The organism is Photobacterium pectinilyticum, from assembly GCF_024357955.1.
Lineage (GTDB): Bacteria > Pseudomonadota > Gammaproteobacteria > Enterobacterales > Vibrionaceae > Photobacterium > Photobacterium pectinilyticum.
The window spans coordinates 1-14,535 of the sequence record NZ_JANEYT010000052.1; the positions used below are offsets into that span (position 1 = coordinate 1).

15 protein-coding genes, 2 tRNA genes and 2 pseudogenes are annotated in these 14,535 nt (G+C 45.6%); 6 read left to right on the plus strand and 13 right to left on the minus strand.

Features of this window, described 5'->3' with window-relative positions; translation table 11 throughout:
- The first annotated feature begins 134 nt into the window (after window positions 1–134).
- On the plus strand, window positions 135–551 hold the full coding sequence (locus NHN17_RS18240) for an IS1096 element passenger TnpR family protein (RefSeq protein ID WP_255044069.1): 417 nt from the start codon (window positions 135–137) through the stop codon (window positions 549–551).
- Window positions 552–745: 194 nt separating this feature from the next.
- Here the strand turns inward: NHN17_RS18240 and pfaD are convergent, their stop codons facing one another.
- Complete coding sequence (pfaD, locus tag NHN17_RS18245; protein WP_255044070.1) at window positions 746–2,383, minus strand: eicosapentaenoate synthase subunit PfaD; 1,638 nt, start codon at window positions 2,381–2,383, stop codon at window positions 746–748.
- Window positions 2,384–2,398: 15 nt separating this feature from the next.
- Window positions 2,399–2,758: pseudogene (locus NHN17_RS18250) on the minus strand (beta-hydroxydecanoyl-ACP dehydratase); the annotation flags it as partial.
- Between the two features lie 10 nt (window positions 2,759–2,768).
- Here NHN17_RS18250 and NHN17_RS26065 point away from each other — a divergent pair.
- Window positions 2,769–2,937: pseudogene (locus tag NHN17_RS26065) on the plus strand (4'-phosphopantetheinyl transferase family protein); the annotation flags it as partial.
- A gap of 328 nt (window positions 2,938–3,265) precedes the next feature.
- On the opposite strand, the gene NHN17_RS18260 reads toward NHN17_RS26065, so the two are convergent.
- The 6 genes from NHN17_RS18260 to pdxY all read right to left on the minus strand — a co-directional run bounded on the left by NHN17_RS18260 (window position 3,266) and on the right by pdxY (window position 6,797).
- A complete protein-coding gene (locus tag NHN17_RS18260; RefSeq protein WP_255044072.1) occupies window positions 3,266–3,670 on the minus strand; it encodes a thioesterase family protein in 405 nt (134 codons plus the stop codon).
- Window positions 3,671–3,820: 150 nt separating this feature from the next.
- A complete protein-coding gene (locus tag NHN17_RS18265; RefSeq protein ID WP_255044073.1) occupies window positions 3,821–4,222 on the minus strand; it encodes a YkgJ family cysteine cluster protein in 402 nt (133 codons plus the stop codon).
- Between the two features lie 278 nt (window positions 4,223–4,500).
- Complete coding sequence (locus tag NHN17_RS18270; RefSeq protein ID WP_255044074.1) at window positions 4,501–5,160, minus strand: glutathione S-transferase; 660 nt, start codon at window positions 5,158–5,160, stop codon at window positions 4,501–4,503.
- Window positions 5,161–5,316: 156 nt separating this feature from the next.
- Window positions 5,317–5,403 (minus strand) — tRNA-Leu (locus tag NHN17_RS18275).
- 44 nt (window positions 5,404–5,447) lie between these two features.
- A tRNA-Gly gene (locus NHN17_RS18280) sits at window positions 5,448–5,521 on the minus strand.
- A 421-nt stretch (window positions 5,522–5,942) separates the two neighbouring features.
- A complete protein-coding gene (pdxY, locus tag NHN17_RS18285; RefSeq protein WP_255044075.1) occupies window positions 5,943–6,797 on the minus strand; it encodes a pyridoxal kinase PdxY in 855 nt (284 codons plus the stop codon).
- A 238-nt stretch (window positions 6,798–7,035) separates the two neighbouring features.
- Between pdxY and NHN17_RS18290 the strand changes: the two genes are divergently transcribed.
- Window positions 7,036–7,398 (plus strand): spore gernimation protein, encoded by a 363-nt coding sequence (locus NHN17_RS18290; protein ID WP_255044076.1) that lies wholly within the window; start codon window positions 7,036–7,038, stop codon window positions 7,396–7,398.
- Between the two features lie 4 nt (window positions 7,399–7,402).
- On the opposite strand, the gene NHN17_RS18295 is transcribed toward NHN17_RS18290, so the two are convergent.
- Entirely contained in the window at window positions 7,403–7,798 is a 396-nt protein-coding gene (locus tag NHN17_RS18295; RefSeq protein WP_255044077.1) for a nitrous oxide-stimulated promoter family protein, read from the minus strand.
- 231 nt (window positions 7,799–8,029) lie between these two features.
- On the opposite strand from NHN17_RS18295, the gene NHN17_RS18300 reads away from it, so the two are divergent.
- Together NHN17_RS18300 and NHN17_RS18305 are read left to right on the plus strand one after the other, a co-directional pair.
- Window positions 8,030–8,323 carry a hypothetical protein gene (locus tag NHN17_RS18300; protein WP_107348508.1) on the plus strand — a complete coding sequence of 98 codons (294 nt, stop codon included), beginning with the start codon at window positions 8,030–8,032 and terminating at the stop codon, window positions 8,321–8,323.
- 349 nt (window positions 8,324–8,672) lie between these two features.
- Complete coding sequence (locus NHN17_RS18305) at window positions 8,673–9,317, plus strand: thiopurine S-methyltransferase (protein WP_255044078.1); 645 nt, start codon at window positions 8,673–8,675, stop codon at window positions 9,315–9,317.
- A gap of 90 nt (window positions 9,318–9,407) precedes the next feature.
- On the opposite strand, the gene purT is transcribed toward NHN17_RS18305, so the two are convergent.
- On the minus strand, window positions 9,408–10,583 hold the full coding sequence (gene purT / locus NHN17_RS18310; protein ID WP_255044079.1) for a formate-dependent phosphoribosylglycinamide formyltransferase: 1,176 nt from the start codon (window positions 10,581–10,583) through the stop codon (window positions 9,408–9,410).
- Between the two features lie 323 nt (window positions 10,584–10,906).
- Between purT and NHN17_RS18315 the strand changes: the two genes are divergently transcribed.
- Window positions 10,907–11,311, plus strand: coding sequence for a hypothetical protein (locus tag NHN17_RS18315; RefSeq protein WP_255044080.1), 405 nt, complete (start codon window positions 10,907–10,909; stop codon window positions 11,309–11,311).
- Window positions 11,312–11,417: 106 nt separating this feature from the next.
- Here NHN17_RS18315 and NHN17_RS18320 read toward each other — a convergent pair whose 3' ends face one another.
- The 3 genes from NHN17_RS18320 to cdd all read right to left on the minus strand — a co-directional run bounded on the left by NHN17_RS18320 (window position 11,418) and on the right by cdd (window position 14,490).
- On the minus strand, window positions 11,418–12,392 hold the full coding sequence (locus NHN17_RS18320; RefSeq protein WP_255044081.1) for a TAXI family TRAP transporter solute-binding subunit: 975 nt from the start codon (window positions 12,390–12,392) through the stop codon (window positions 11,418–11,420).
- Window positions 12,393–12,576: 184 nt separating this feature from the next.
- Entirely contained in the window at window positions 12,577–13,467 is an 891-nt protein-coding gene (locus NHN17_RS18325; protein ID WP_255044082.1) for a DMT family transporter, read from the minus strand.
- A gap of 135 nt (window positions 13,468–13,602) precedes the next feature.
- Complete coding sequence (cdd, locus tag NHN17_RS18330; RefSeq protein ID WP_255044083.1) at window positions 13,603–14,490, minus strand: cytidine deaminase; 888 nt, start codon at window positions 14,488–14,490, stop codon at window positions 13,603–13,605.
- Window positions 14,491–14,535 lie beyond the last annotated feature (45 nt).

Sequence of the window (14,535 nt, forward strand, 5' to 3'; positions counted from 1 at the left end):
CTTAGCCATGATAATAGCCTCATGAACTGACTTATCATCAGTATAGTTAACAGGGCTGAGTATTAGTGGTAATCAGGAAAGCTTATGCCAAGGTTTCGTGCAAGTTAGCTTGGTGTTAGGCAAGTGAGGAAAGTATGTACATATCAATTAAAGTAAGTCTGGTCTCAGGTCCGTATGCTTATGAAGACTGGAGTTGTGAAATTGAGTTATCGAAAAAGACATCATTGCGCGAATTGAATGAAATCATCCTTAATGCCGTTGGCTTTGATAATGACCACTTCTCTCAATTTTTCATTTCTCGTAGAGAATTTGGTTCAAGTCGAGAATCGTTCGATGACCGCACATACTCTCTCGATACTGAGTTATATGGTTTATTTCCACTGCCGAAAGGTAAAAAGCTATTTTACTGGTTCGACTTTGGCGATGATTGGATATTTCAGGTATCCAAATCTCGCAGCAAACCTAAGCCATTTGTAGATGGGACAGAGTATCCTAGAGTGGTAAAAGAAGCAGGTGTTAAGCCAGAGCAATATCCGGAGTCTGAGTGGTAAATTTGCCTAACAAACTGTGCAGGAGGGATTTACACTTGGCAGTTTTTGTATGGAGTTCAGTGCATTTGGTTGGTTTTATGGGGCGCACCTTACCTTTAAATCATCTCAGTGTTTAAGGCCAAACAAAAGCCCAGAAACATCATTGTTTCTGGGCTTTAATATCTCAGGCTGATTTAATTAAATTTAATCAGCAGTTAAATCATTTTTTCAACCGGTTTCCAACGAGCAACATCAGCAGGTAGCTTAATGCCTTGCGAAGCCAGCAGATTAATTCGAGCTAAATAAGCGGCGCCGTGCATCAGATGTTTTGCAACATCAGCAGCTTGGCGGTTTGTATAATCATCTAAATAGCTACCTTTCGCCCATGCATTGAATGCACCTAGTGCAGGACCCGCCCAAATTTGATAGTCCATTTCACGACCCGCTTCACCGGTGTTTGACCAACGGCTAGAAAGACCAAGATACCAGCGGAAAATCAATGCCATCTTACGTTTAGGATTGCCTTCGGCACGCGTAATTTGCTTCGGATCGCGCTCACTAAAGTGCGCAACGGTGCCAGCCCAGATGTCATCGAGTGTTGAGCGGAAAACTTGGGTTTCTAGCTTATGACGCTCATCGGCAGGGATCGCTTCAATTGAATCATAACGAGTGTAAATGTCATAAAGCTTATTGGCACGCATAGGGAAGAGCGTACCGCGTTTAACAACTTGTAATTTAACGCCCATTTCAAACATGTCGGCAGCGGGTGCCATAGTGACGTCGGCCATTTCAGTGGTCGAAAGCAGTTTACGAGTATGATCACTCGCGCCCGCTTCAATACATGCTTGGTTGACAGAGCCTGTGACAATATAAGCGGCGCCCATATTGAATGCAGCCAGCGCGGCATCGGGAGTGCCAACACCACCGCCAGTACCGACACGAAGCGGTGTTTTGTATTGGTGTTTAGCTTGAATTTCTTCTTTCAACGCTAAAATTGTAGGTAGCAAAGTGACCAGAGGGCGGTTATCGGTATGACCACCCGAATCCGCTTCAGCGGTAATATCGTCAGCCATTGGAACGAGTTGTGCTAGTTCCATTTGTTCTGGTGTAATTCGACCTTCGTCCACCAAACCTTGCAGCATTTTAGCAGGCGCAGGCTCCATGAACTTGCTTGCTACTTCGGTACGGCTGACTTTGGCGATAACTTTGTTAGCAATAACAATATCGCCTTTTTGATCGCGGCTTAAACCTGCAGCGCGGTATTGCACAATTTGTGGTGTTAAACCTAAGAAGGCTGATGCTTCTACAGTACGCACCTTATGCTTTAGGAATAGCTCGACACTACCGCGCTCAAGCGCTGGTTCGCTTGGGCTGTGGATCAAGTTAAACGCGTAAGGACCGTTAGGCAGTGCTGCTTGAATACGGTTAATCGCTTGCTCTACACGTGAAGGAATGAGCCCCGCAGCGCCAAATGAACAAAGAATACCAGCCTGGCCGAGAGCAATGACGAGTTCCTCAGAAGAAATACCGTTTGCCATTGCACCTGCGTAGTAAGCGTATTTCACGCCATGTACACGACAAAAATCACTGTCACCAAGGCGTTGTGTGCCAAGTGCTGGCGCAAATGCACTGACAGGGTGTGTACTGCTAGCGCTTGCGCTATCACCAGAGGTCAGTTCTGCCTCTTGGCTTACACCAAGCCCTTTTTCTGGGTGATTGATGACGTAGCAGCCGCGGCTCAGGTCTTTTAATACTTTAGCCATTGCTTCGGTATTGAATTGAGTGGCACTTTCTTCAACTTGCCATGGCCAAGGAGAAAGCTTTTCGTTATTTAGGGTTGTTTGCATTGTCATGTTCTAATCCTTAACTCAAGCTTCTTCGATACAAATAGCGATGTCTTTTACTTCGTAAATGCGTAGGCCGTCTTTACTCAAGTTGGCGTCACCAATAATAATGCGCTTACCGTCTTCATCTTTAATTGCTGTGATGTGTACATCGAGCGACATTTGTTTGTTCAATGGGTTGATTTGACCACGGTATTTCCATTTCACTTCCGATTGGATTTGACCAAATTTAGGTGAGTGGAAACCCGCACCAAGATCTTTGTTTAGGGCGTAGGTTTGCATTAGCTCAATAATCGCTTCAACACCTAATGAACCTGGCATAACAGGATCTTGATGGAAGTGGAACTGGAAGAACCAATCACTTGGGTCGATAGTGCGCTCTGCTAGCACTATCATGGAGAATTACTTTCAACCACAAGAAATAAAATCATTAATGCAGTTAGGCCTGAGCGATCAGCGCCGACGTTTTTTTGATTTGTGGGTGCTTAAAGAGTCGTATATTAAGGCGACAGGGCTTGGGCTTGCTCAATCGTTAAAATCATTTGGTTTTGATTTTTCTTTAAACAAAAAACAACAGCTTTCACTTTTCGATGAAGATTCGGCGTGTGAACAATCACTCGAAATAGTGACGGGTATTTGTGTAAATGCATTGGAAGGCAATGTGGGCAGCGAGCAAGTAGGAGGGCAAGCATGGTCTATATATTTAGGGCGCTTGTCAGCAAGCTATCGTTTTGGCTTGATAGTGAAAGGACGCAAATTGGATGTGTCTTCTATTTACGCCCGAAGAGTATCACTAGTGAATGTGCTCAATGATAATGATTAGGTTGCTGTGCCTTCATTGCCAATCGTAAATCACCTTGTATTGACATCTTGGCTCTAAACGATTGGGATTTAAGCCATTGATGCCATGCTATCAAGCAAATCTTGTGGGATCGGTTGTAGACGCTTTTGCTTATCTAAACAGACCATTTCAATATCGCCAATCACGGCGGCGCGTGTAGCGTTAGGGCGCCATACTTCTTGTCGCCACAAGGTTTTGTATTTTCCGTCTAGAGTAACGCTAGTGCGAATATCGCAAATTTCCGCAAATTCAACACCATCTTGAAAGATCATATTGGCTTTGTACACAGCGAAACCAAGGCCATGCTCATTCCATAAGGTTGCGAGTTTATCGCTGTCGATAACGTGCTCGCGAGCGCGTTCAAAATACTTCAAGAAGTTTGGGTGGTAAACAACACCTGAATGATCGGTATCTTCGTAATAAATTTGCACAGGATGATGATGAATGATTGTCATTGTTCAGGCTGTCTCGATTAAGTTGTATTTAGCGAATGCTGCCAGGCACTCTAATCAGCAGGACACTCTACATGACTGCATTTATAAACTTAATCGGTTTTGAACTGGTCATAGCAGCGAGGATCCTGAACTGGGCATTAGGCTTTAGCCCTAAGAATTGCTTGAAGGTCTGCTTGTGCTCATTAATAGATCTAACTGTCTTTGAGCTTTCTTTGGGTTATCGAGGTCCATGACTTCTATCATTTCGCACTCATCACGCACCATTTCGTTGATTAGGCTAGGGTAGTGACGACAGTCTTCAGGTCTATCGAGGTAAATACTGCAAGTGTATTTGTTTTTATCTTGTGGGTTCTGTTTGGGGCTGAGTTCTAGAAATGGGCAATGGTTTAATTGCTTTTTCGTTGGAGGATCAAACCAGATTTTCCCATCTTGTACATACTTGAATATATCGGGCTTAAATTGCTCCCATAAGTCAATTTCTTCTTTAGTCGCCGCAAGATCTCCATCACCATATTTGATACAGCATTTTCCACATTGGTTGCAGTCTTTCATAGTGTTTTCGTTGAGCCCAAAAGTTATCGTATGATTGTATCACTAAAAGACGGCGTTAATTTGCTTTTTCAAATCGAGGGCAGTAGCGTTAGATATTTTGCAATTAGAGCCACTAGTTACTGCAAGATCTGCCTTGATAACAACGATTTTTCCAGTGCAAATACTTGATCAACGACTTATCCAGATTGGTATAAATGAGTGCAATAGTTTTGGGTAAACACGGGTTATTCGACAGCAAAAGGGCAGGGTGAACGCCATTCGATCCGTTGCTTGAAACGTTATTCAAACAAACACTCTTCACGGTTATCGAGCCACAGAGGGTATTTGGTCATGGCTTTTGAATATAATGGGTTTTGATAATGTGCTGTCAGCCAGCGTTGAAGGTTTGGATAGGGTGTGTTTACGCCTGATTTCAGATAAGAACTGCGATCAACTCGGGAGAATTGGCTTATAAAAGGCAGTATTGCGTAGTCAGCTAAACTTGGTTGGTTACCCAGAAAGTAATTGTGCTTGGTTAGGCGTTTGTCGAGGTAGCTAATAAACCGTACGCATTGCTCACGATAATCGACTACATCCTTGTGGTGATACCGTGATGCAATTTTGTATTTATCCAATGAAACGACAAACTCAGTGTCGTTGCGATTGATCAGCTCCATCATGGCTTGAAAGGCGTCGGGGTGGGCACTTAAAAGCATGTTACTTGGGTCGCTTTGCTTTAATGCCCACACCATAATATCGAGGCTTTCATCAATAACAGATGAATCAGTACAAACCAATACCGGCACTGTCCCTTTTGGTGATGCTAATAACAATTCATCGGGAAGATTTTTAGTTACGACGTCACGTAACATCACTGGTTGCTGGGCCAACAGCAAAGCAAGTCTTGCTCTAATGCAGTAAGGGCAACGGCGAAGAGAGTAGAGTATGGGTAATGTCATGTGCTTCCCTTGCAATATCTAACGCTCTAGTATTGATGACTATAGACCTGTCATTGAGGTATTAGGTATTGCGAGGCGAACATTTCTGTTGCTAAATAGCAGTAAGAAAAAATAACGGTGAAAGGCTTCACGAAAAAAGAAACGTTAAAGTAAGATTGGTGCGGAGGGAGGGACTTGAACCCTCACGTCCTTGCGGACACTAGCACCTGAAGCTAGCGCGTCTACCAATTCCGCCACCACCGCATGTCATCTTACTTATCAGTGACTATTATTTGCGCCAGAGCGCTTGGAGCGAACAACGGGAATCGAACCCGTGTCATTAGCTTGGGAAGCTAAGGTAATACCATTATACGATGCTCGCATATAAGTCACTGATTACAAAGCAACGATAAGCCTAGGCTGACTTTCTCGCAATCGTAAAAGGTAAATTTTGCCACACCTATCACGCTTTAAAGCTGTTTTTAGATGGTTTGATTAGATGGTTTGATTGTTTAATAAACAGAACAACTCGAATGTAACTTATAACGCCTTTATTGATTCATCTTTTCGATATAATCTCCCATTCGATATATTGAAAATAGGCAGATCGTTTCTGATAGATATTGACCAAAATGCGTCTAACCAAGGTTATTACTTCATGAAACCTTTGCCTGCCGTTGAGTTTGCACGCTTGCTTTATAAATCAAAGTTGCAGCAGTTTGTCGCTTAGCGTTATTTGGCCTTGTCGATGATATTCAACGCAGAGATTGTCATCGACTCTCTGCGTTGAATGCTGTTAGCTCTTAGAGTGCTTCTACCGGGAAGAGCTCAGTAGGCTTAACAATTTCATTTTGGGCCGCGATGGTCTGCAGCTCCCACTCGCCGCGCAGTGAGGTTTCTTTCAATACCGCGTAACAGGCATCGTTGCAATGGCTGAATGCTGCCTCTGCGTTGCCTTTTGCTAAGTACTGGCCAGTAAATAGGGCAGAGATCAGATCGCCAACACCAACAGGCTGCTTATCAAATTCAAGGTGAGGGCGTTGGGCTAACCAGCAACCTTCTTGGGTGGCCAGCATCATCGAGAACATCTCATTTGATACACTGTGTAAGTGTTTAACCAAAACCATCTTCGGTCCTTTGTTCAGAGCAACTTGGCAAGCCTTGATTGCGTCTTCTAAAGAGTTAATTTCCATACTAGCAAATTGGCTAAGCTCAAACTGGTTAGGAACGATGATATCTGCCATTGGCATCAGGGTGTTGATCAGGTGCTCGGCAATGCCTGGTGCAACAATACAGCCTTTATCTGGCGCACCCATAACAGGGTCGCATACATATAACGCCTTAGGGTTGGCTGCTTTTACTTTCTTGACCGTATCTTCAATTGCCAGGCATTGCTCGGCACTGCCTTGGTAGCCACTAAGCACCGCTTCACAATTAGCGAGCTGGCCGATTGCTTCCATACCGGACACTAAACTGGTGATATCTTCTGCTGCAAAAGCACGTCCCGTCCAGCCTTCTTGGTACTGTGTGTGGTTAGAGAATTGAACGGTATGGATTGGCCATACTTCAAAGCCCATACGCTGTAGTGGAAAAACGGCTGAACTGTTTCCTGCGTGTCCATAAACGACATGTGACTGAACAGAAAGAATGCCTTTCATTATTTTTATCCTGTTAGGGGTCTGTATACGGCATCGATAATAATGTGACATGCGGCTTATCACAATGAATTAATTGGTAATTGTTACATTACGACAGTGGGCGTTATCTGAACTGACTTGCCTGATTTTTGATTGGTACACTATTTAGATAACTATGAATAAATCGCTAAGGGTTGCACTAAAGTGGTGATCGGTGTGATAGTAATTCTCTGAAAACGAAAGAGATAAAGGAGGATGCGTGAAACGATTGATGTTGGCCGTTATCGCAGGGGCAGCCTTACTAGTAGGGTGTGGCGAAGAATTACAGATTACAGCCCAGCCCGTAAAAAATGTTGAGGATGTGAAGTACCAAGATGGCAACCTTGATGTTTATTGCCTAACGGGAATTTGTCAGTTTGAGTTATCTTCTAACCAAGATGTGGACTTGAACGTTACCATGCATTACAGCGAGTCTCGATCTTTTGAAAAGATAGAGGGGGTCAGTGTGACAGGCCATGGTGGATCAAGCGTGCAGATGCAAGGTGGCAAAAGCTTTCAGTTATCTCTTGAAGCGAACACCCCACCAAGCACCATTCAGGTTGTCGATTACTACAGAAATTAATTTGTTATTGGCTGCGTGATTTTCGTTTATGGCGGTTGGAAGCATTCGGTGTTGGCTTAACTGGCACCGGCTTCTTGCCTGCAATAAGGTGTCGGATAGCGAGAATGGGGTGGTGGTATAGCATTTTGGGGCCACTATAGCGCATGATAATTCGAGAGCGTTCTTTGTAATCGGCTTTGTAGCAGTGAATTGGACATAGTTTGCAGGTCGGCTTTTCCTCACCATAAGGACAGCGATCGAGTTTGGTCAGCGCATAGGCCAAAAAGTCGGCACACGCTTCACACAGTGTGCCAGTGCCATGGTGATCCCTGCAGTAAATTTTCACCATTGCCTCGATAGTTTTATACTCAGTTTTTAGGCTTCCCATTAAGACGTTTATGTCTACTTTTTGGTCACTCATGGTTATTTCTCTGGCTTTAAATCAAGGCGGTATCGATAAAGTTATATTTTAAATATAACTTATTGGCAAGGTGAAAAATATGACATAAGTCGTCATTTTCCTTATAAACGCCCCGAATCATGTTACGAGAACGAAAAAATTACAGGTTTCTGCCAAGAATAGGCCCTTGATGGGTTGATTTCAGTGAGTATGAGCAGTAGTATCCGCACCTCTTTTTTTGTGGTGGTGTATATGAGCAGATTTGAGTGCCTAGAAAGAATCGTCGAAGAATATCGTAAGAAAGTTCGCGACGCGGAGTTTAATAAACAGAATGACAGTGAAGTCGCTAAAGTGTTGGTTCTGCTTGTTGGAAACTCTATGTTCAACTTGGCAGATGAATTTGCAGATTGGGTAAATCGTGGTGGTGATCGTAGCTACGGTGGTAAGTTTTTTGTGTCTAAGCAGCTAATGACATTGCTTGAGCCTGTAACTTTCCGCGGAGTGACTGTTCGCCGTGACTCGATTAAGCTATTCCGAATTTCTTAATTCGCTAGCATTTATCGTTTATTCAATGACTCTCATAAAAGAAAATTGAAGAACAGATTTCTAGCTGGATTTGCCTTTGAAATTTAGCTAACAAAAAAAGATGCTTTGGCATCTTTTTTTGTATGTAATCGCTGGTTGTTTTTTGTTCGTTATGTTCGCTTCGCGCACGCCGAGATGGCGGGGTGTAATGTAAGAGCAATACCATCACCTCAGTTTGATTGAGAACGCCTCCCTAAATGCCTTACAGCGCTTTCTATCGCCTTCTATAGATGATATGGCTTGATTAGCTATATCAAGCCAAGTTTGATATAAAGCCAATCAGTCAGTCAAAAGAAAGAGAAAACAAGAAATGGATGCAGAGTTTTGGCATAGCCGCTGGGCTGAGAATCGAATTGGTTTTCACCTGGATGATACCAACCCGGTACTAGAAAAATACTGGCCAGAAGTGAAACCAACCCGAGAGGATTCGGTGTTGGTCCCTATGTGTGGTAAATCTGTCGACCTGTCTTGGTTGGCGGAGAAACACAATAAAGTGGTTGGTATTGAACTGAGTGAAATTGCGGTACGTGCATTCTTTGCTGAGCATCTTTACACCCCATTGGTGATCCCGGTGGGAAACGGCCAATCAATTTACGAGTTCGATGAAATTACGATTCACTGTGGTGATTTTTTCATGGCACAGGTTGATCCTGTCGATATCGTTTATGATCGCGCCGCCCTTATAGCTATGCCGCAGGAAATGCGCCAAAGTTATACCCAGAAGCTGCTATCAATGGTGAAGCCGGGGGGGCGCATCTTGCTGGTGACACTGGATTACCCGCAGCATGAAATGGACGGTCCTCCATTCGCTGTGGTTAAAGACGAAATTGAAGCCCTGTTTGAAGGTTGCGATATTCGCCATTTAGCACGCGATGATGCGGATGAGTCACACCCTCGTCGCAAGCGTGGCCTAACCCGCTTTGCCGAAGAGGCTTGGTTGATTACAGTCGCGTAAAATACAGCCACTTAATGGCAGTTATGGCAGATGAACAAAAAGGAGCCTAGTGGCTCCTTTTTTAGTTGTTTATTTGGTTTTGCCTAAAAATCAGTACACAACCTTAATGTCGGATGCGGTAGCAAGGGCATCTTCGATAGCACCCTCGATATTGTCACGGCGAGTGAGCGCGACACCTAAACGGCGGCGACCATTGATCTCTGGCTTACCAAACAGGCGAACTTGCGTGTTCGGGCGGGCAAGTGCTGTCGCGAGGTTATCGAAACGGATATTTTCAGACACACCTTCACCCAATACAACCGCAGAGGCCGATGGACCGTACTGGTGAATGGTGTGAATTGGAAGTCCTAGGAAGGCACGAACGTGCAGGGCAAATTCTGATAGCTCTTGTGAGATCAGCGTTACCATGCCAGTATCGTGTGGGCGAGGGGATACTTCATTGAAGATCACCGTGTCACCTTTCACGAACAGTTCAACACCGAAGATACCATAACCGCCCAGGGCGTTTACAACTTTCCCAGCTGCATGCTCAGCGGCTTTGAGCGCTTGCTCTGACATCACTTGTGGCTGCCACGATTCACGGTAGTCACCGTCTTCCTGGCGGTGGCCGACGGGGGCACAGAAGTGAGTACCGTCAACAGCACGTACCGTCAGTAGGGTAATTTCATAATCAAAGTCAATGAAGCCTTCAACAATCACTCGGCCAGCGCCAGTACGGCCGCCTTCCTGAGCATAGCCCCATGCCTTTTCAATGTCTTCTTTCGACTTAATCACGCTCTGACCTTTGCCAGAAGAGCTCATAACCGGTTTCACGACACACGGAATACCTACGTGCTCAACAGCGGCGCTGAAATCATCGTAGTTATCGGCAAAACGATAAGGAGAGGTCGTTAGGCCAAGTTCTTCTGCAGCTAGGCGGCGGATCCCTTCACGATTCATTGTTAGCTTGGTGGCATTGGCGGTTGGGACCACATTCAAGCCTTCGGCTTCTAACTCAACCAGCGTGTTGGTCGCAATCGCTTCGATTTCAGGGACAACATAATCAGGTTTTTCATCGGCAATAAGCTGCTTTAAGGCTTCACCGTCAAGCATGTCGATAACATGGCTACGGTGGGCAACTTGCATCGCCGGTGCGTCGGCATAACGGTCAACGGCAATAACTTCCAGGCCTAGGCGTTGGCATTCAATGGCCACTTCTTTACCTAGCTCGCCAGAGCCAAGAAGAAGTACACGCGTTGCGTTTAAGCGGGTTGCAGATCCTAACATTGGAATTCCTTACTGGAGGTGACGTGAAACTAGTGCGGATCATACAGGAATTTCACCTCCACGCAAACGATTGCGCTTGGAATTCATCACTTCCTTAAATTTGCTATCTCAATGGGTAACTCGTTATTGGGAATGGTGTTTATTGCCCACCCAAGCTGGTGGTTTTCTCATCGATGGGGTGGGTTTATAGCGACAACAAAATCACAGTAATATTCTGTCACGATTGTCAAAGTTGTGTCATTAGTCATGCAGAAGGGTCGAATTAACACCGTATTACCGTTAGATTAGCCGCAGTTTTGTTTAGTAACGACAATGATTACATCATGAAAAAATATCTACTAGCTCTAGGCCTGATGATGGCGGTTCCGTTTTCAGCTCATGCATCTCAAGCTGTTGGTATCTTCTTTGGTAGCCCGATGTCGGGGATCCAATATAAGCACAATGACTTGCGTTTCTCGCTAGGTATCGACGATTTTGGTCTTGCGTTCGATAAAACCTTCAACTTAGGTTCACTTACCCAAGACCCAGGCATGAACAACTTATACACCTTTGTCGGCGCCCAGTACGTAGACAACAAACACAACAAGCTTGGTGTGCGTGGTGGTATTGGTTTCCAAGTGCCGGTGAACAGCTTTGAGTTCTACGGCGAGGTTGGCCCGACCCTGTATGTGGTTGAAGATGTCGATCTTGATTTAGAAGGACAGCTGGGTTTCCGCATTCGTTTCTAAGTAAGCACTGTTATTTTTGATAGGCGTCATAATAGACGGCTCGATAAGCGAGGAGCAACGTTATCTAACGGGCTCCTCGTTTTGTTTTGGACTTCTGTCGACAGCGTTATTCCTGTTGGATTAACTCCGCCTCAAGGTAATACTTTCTCGCACCGTCATGCAGAGGAGCGGTAAGGCCATCTGCCACCATTTCTTCTTTGTTCAGAATGGCAAAAGCCGGGTGGAGTTTCTTGAAGGTATCGAAGTTGTCAAACACCGACTTCACCACTTCATAGATGATCTTCTCGTCTACGGATGCCGATGATACAAAGGTGGCACCGACGCCAAAGGTGTGCACGTCGTCAACATTACCCTGGTACATTTCCCCCGGTACGGTTGCCTTTCGGTAGAAGCTATTTTCTTCAATCAGTGTCTCTATCACAGGTCCAGAAACGTTGACGATCACGCTCTTACAAGCCGTTGTCGCTTCCTTGATGGCTCCGCTCGGGTGACCTACGGTATAGACCATGGCATCGATTTTGTTATCACACAGGGCTTTGGACTGTTCCGATGCTTTGAGCTCTGACGCTAAGGCAAAATCTTTCTTGCTCCAGCCATAGGCTTTCATCAATACTTCCATGGTTCCACGTTGGCCTGAGCCCGGGTTACCGATATTGACTCGTTTGCCTTTGAGATCTTCAAAATTATTGATGCCAGAGTCTGCCCGTGCCACCACAGTAAAAGGTTCTGGGTGAATAGAGAACAAAGCGCGAAGTGATTTGAAAGGGCCTTTTTCTTTAAACTTGCTGGTGCCATTGTACGCATGATACTGCCAGTCCGATTGGGCGATACCAAGATCCAGATCGCCTGCACGGATGCTGTTGATGTTATAGATGGAGCCGCCGGTTGATTCGACCGAGCATCTCACCCCGTGCCTGTTCCGATCTTTATTTACCAGTCGGCAAATAGCACCACCAGTAGGGTAGTAAACACCGGTCACACCACCGGAACCGATCGTAACGAAAGACTGGGCTTGTGCAACCGAAGAGAGCGATAGCAGAGCGCCACCGATAAACGAGAGAGTTAAAACGCGCCAAGACATTCAGTAAACCTCACATGTTGTTGTTCATACATGACGACTCAACCATTAAGTTAACAATAGGTTGGGCGGTTTAGGGAGAGTGTAGACGCTGAAGGAATGAGAATTGTCGTGGGATTAAGACTTCCCCCCGAACCTACTATTTTGCTAACTGTAGGTTCGGAAGGCTTGATATTGTACAGAGTTGTTAGCCCTTTGCCATTGCTGCTTTTTTGTTTTCCCACTGGGTGATGAATGCGACAGATGTAATGATAATCGCAGCACCTAGCCACAACCTTCCCGGCGGTACCCAGCCAAAGACTATCCACCCTCCCAGCACATTCAGGGGCAGTTTGGCATGGTCAAAAGGCTGAACAAAAGAAGCGTCGGCCACCGCATAGGCCTTGGCTATCGCCCACTGAGCCAGTGCCGTCAATAATCCCGCACCACCTAGCAAGAGCCAAGTCAGTCCCGTCTGCGGCAGTGTAAATTCAGGTACGGCAAGGAGTAGGTTATACGGGGTGATTAAGATCAGCAAATAGACCACAATGCTGGTTGGCGATTCACTGGATGACATTTTCTTCACCATCAGCGAGTAACACGCCCAGAAGAATGCAGCTGCCACCGGAAGTAGCGTTGCCCAGCTGAAACCGTCTGACCAAGGTTCTAGAATGATCATCGCACCGCAGAAACCAGCAATTGTCGCAACCCAGCGTGCAGTGCCGACATTCTCCTTCAGAAATATACCCGCGCCAATCGTAGCGAACAACGGCGAGGTCATGAGCAGCGCGATACCCTGCCAGATTGGCACCGGATAGGCCAATGCCCAAAGCCACAATTGAATACCGATTACCGCTAGCAACACGCGGAAACAGTGTTGGCTAAAATGTTGGGTGCGCAGTGCATTGCGAATACCCAAGGTTTTTAACCAAGGGAAAATAGCAACTAAGGCAATGAAGTACTGGAATAGGGCAACAGTGGTTGATGGAAGATGTAAAACCATACTGAGGTACTGCGCCAGACTGTTGACTATGGCAAAGGCTAAGCCAGCAGTGACCATCCAGCTAGCCCCTTGGATCGGGTTGTGTTGATGAGACATGTAATTAAGGTTTATTGAGTTTATAACTGGAAAATCATACTCCTACCTATGGTAAGAGAAAACCGCTTTCTGCTCGGTACGCGACAACAGATACAAAAAAACCGCCAGTTGGCGGTTTTCGTACCTTCATTATGCTTATGCAGCGACATAAGATAAAGGAATATCAGGGTTTAGTGCTTCTAGTGTTGTCTGCGTATCAGAGAGGTGGCTGATTGTGCTATCTGCTTTTTCAACCAATGCCGCTTCTTCAATATCAGCAAGCGGGTAACCTGCCATGTTCATGTTCACCAACGCCACTTGTAGCGGTGGAAGGCTTGGGTTGAAAGCGGCATTTTCGGCATACATACCGATGAACGTTTTACCGTCTTTGGCTTTCAGTGCTACACCGCTGAAGTTTTTGGTGTAAGGCGCATGGGCACGGTTGGCCGCTTGGCATGCTTGCTGAATGAGTGCTTCCGATGCTTCGGTTTCCATACCGTTATCAACATTAGATAGCAGTGCATCAGTTACATTTAGGTCGGCTGGACCAAAAGACTCCGGCAAGTACTCTTGCAGTGACTTCGCAGCACGCTCTGGTAATTGGACTACTAATTCGTTCGCTGTTGTCAGCTCGTTCATGAACTGGCGGCAGTGACCGCAAGGGCTGTAGTTAATGGTGATATCAGAAATGCCGGTTTCGCCTTTCACCCAAGCATGGCTGATGGCGGATTGTTCTGCGTGAATCGTTTGAGAAAGGCAAGCACCAACAAATTCCATGTTAGCACCGAAATAAAGTGTGCCTGATTGACCACGGACGATTGCGCCAACAAAGAAATTAGAAATAGGTGCGACAGAATAAGCAGCGGCAAGCGGAAGTAATGCAACACGCAATTCACTGTCAGTCATGTTGGTTTTCGACATTAACTGAGCAAACACCTCAGGGCTTAAGGTGGCATCGAAATTATCAGCTTCTAGCACAGGTTTAATTGCAGAAGCCAGATCAGCGGGTAGAGCGCCTAAAGCATCCATTACTTTAGTGTGCATGAGTTTTCACTCCGTCTTGTGTATGGAGAAACATTGTAGGCTTGG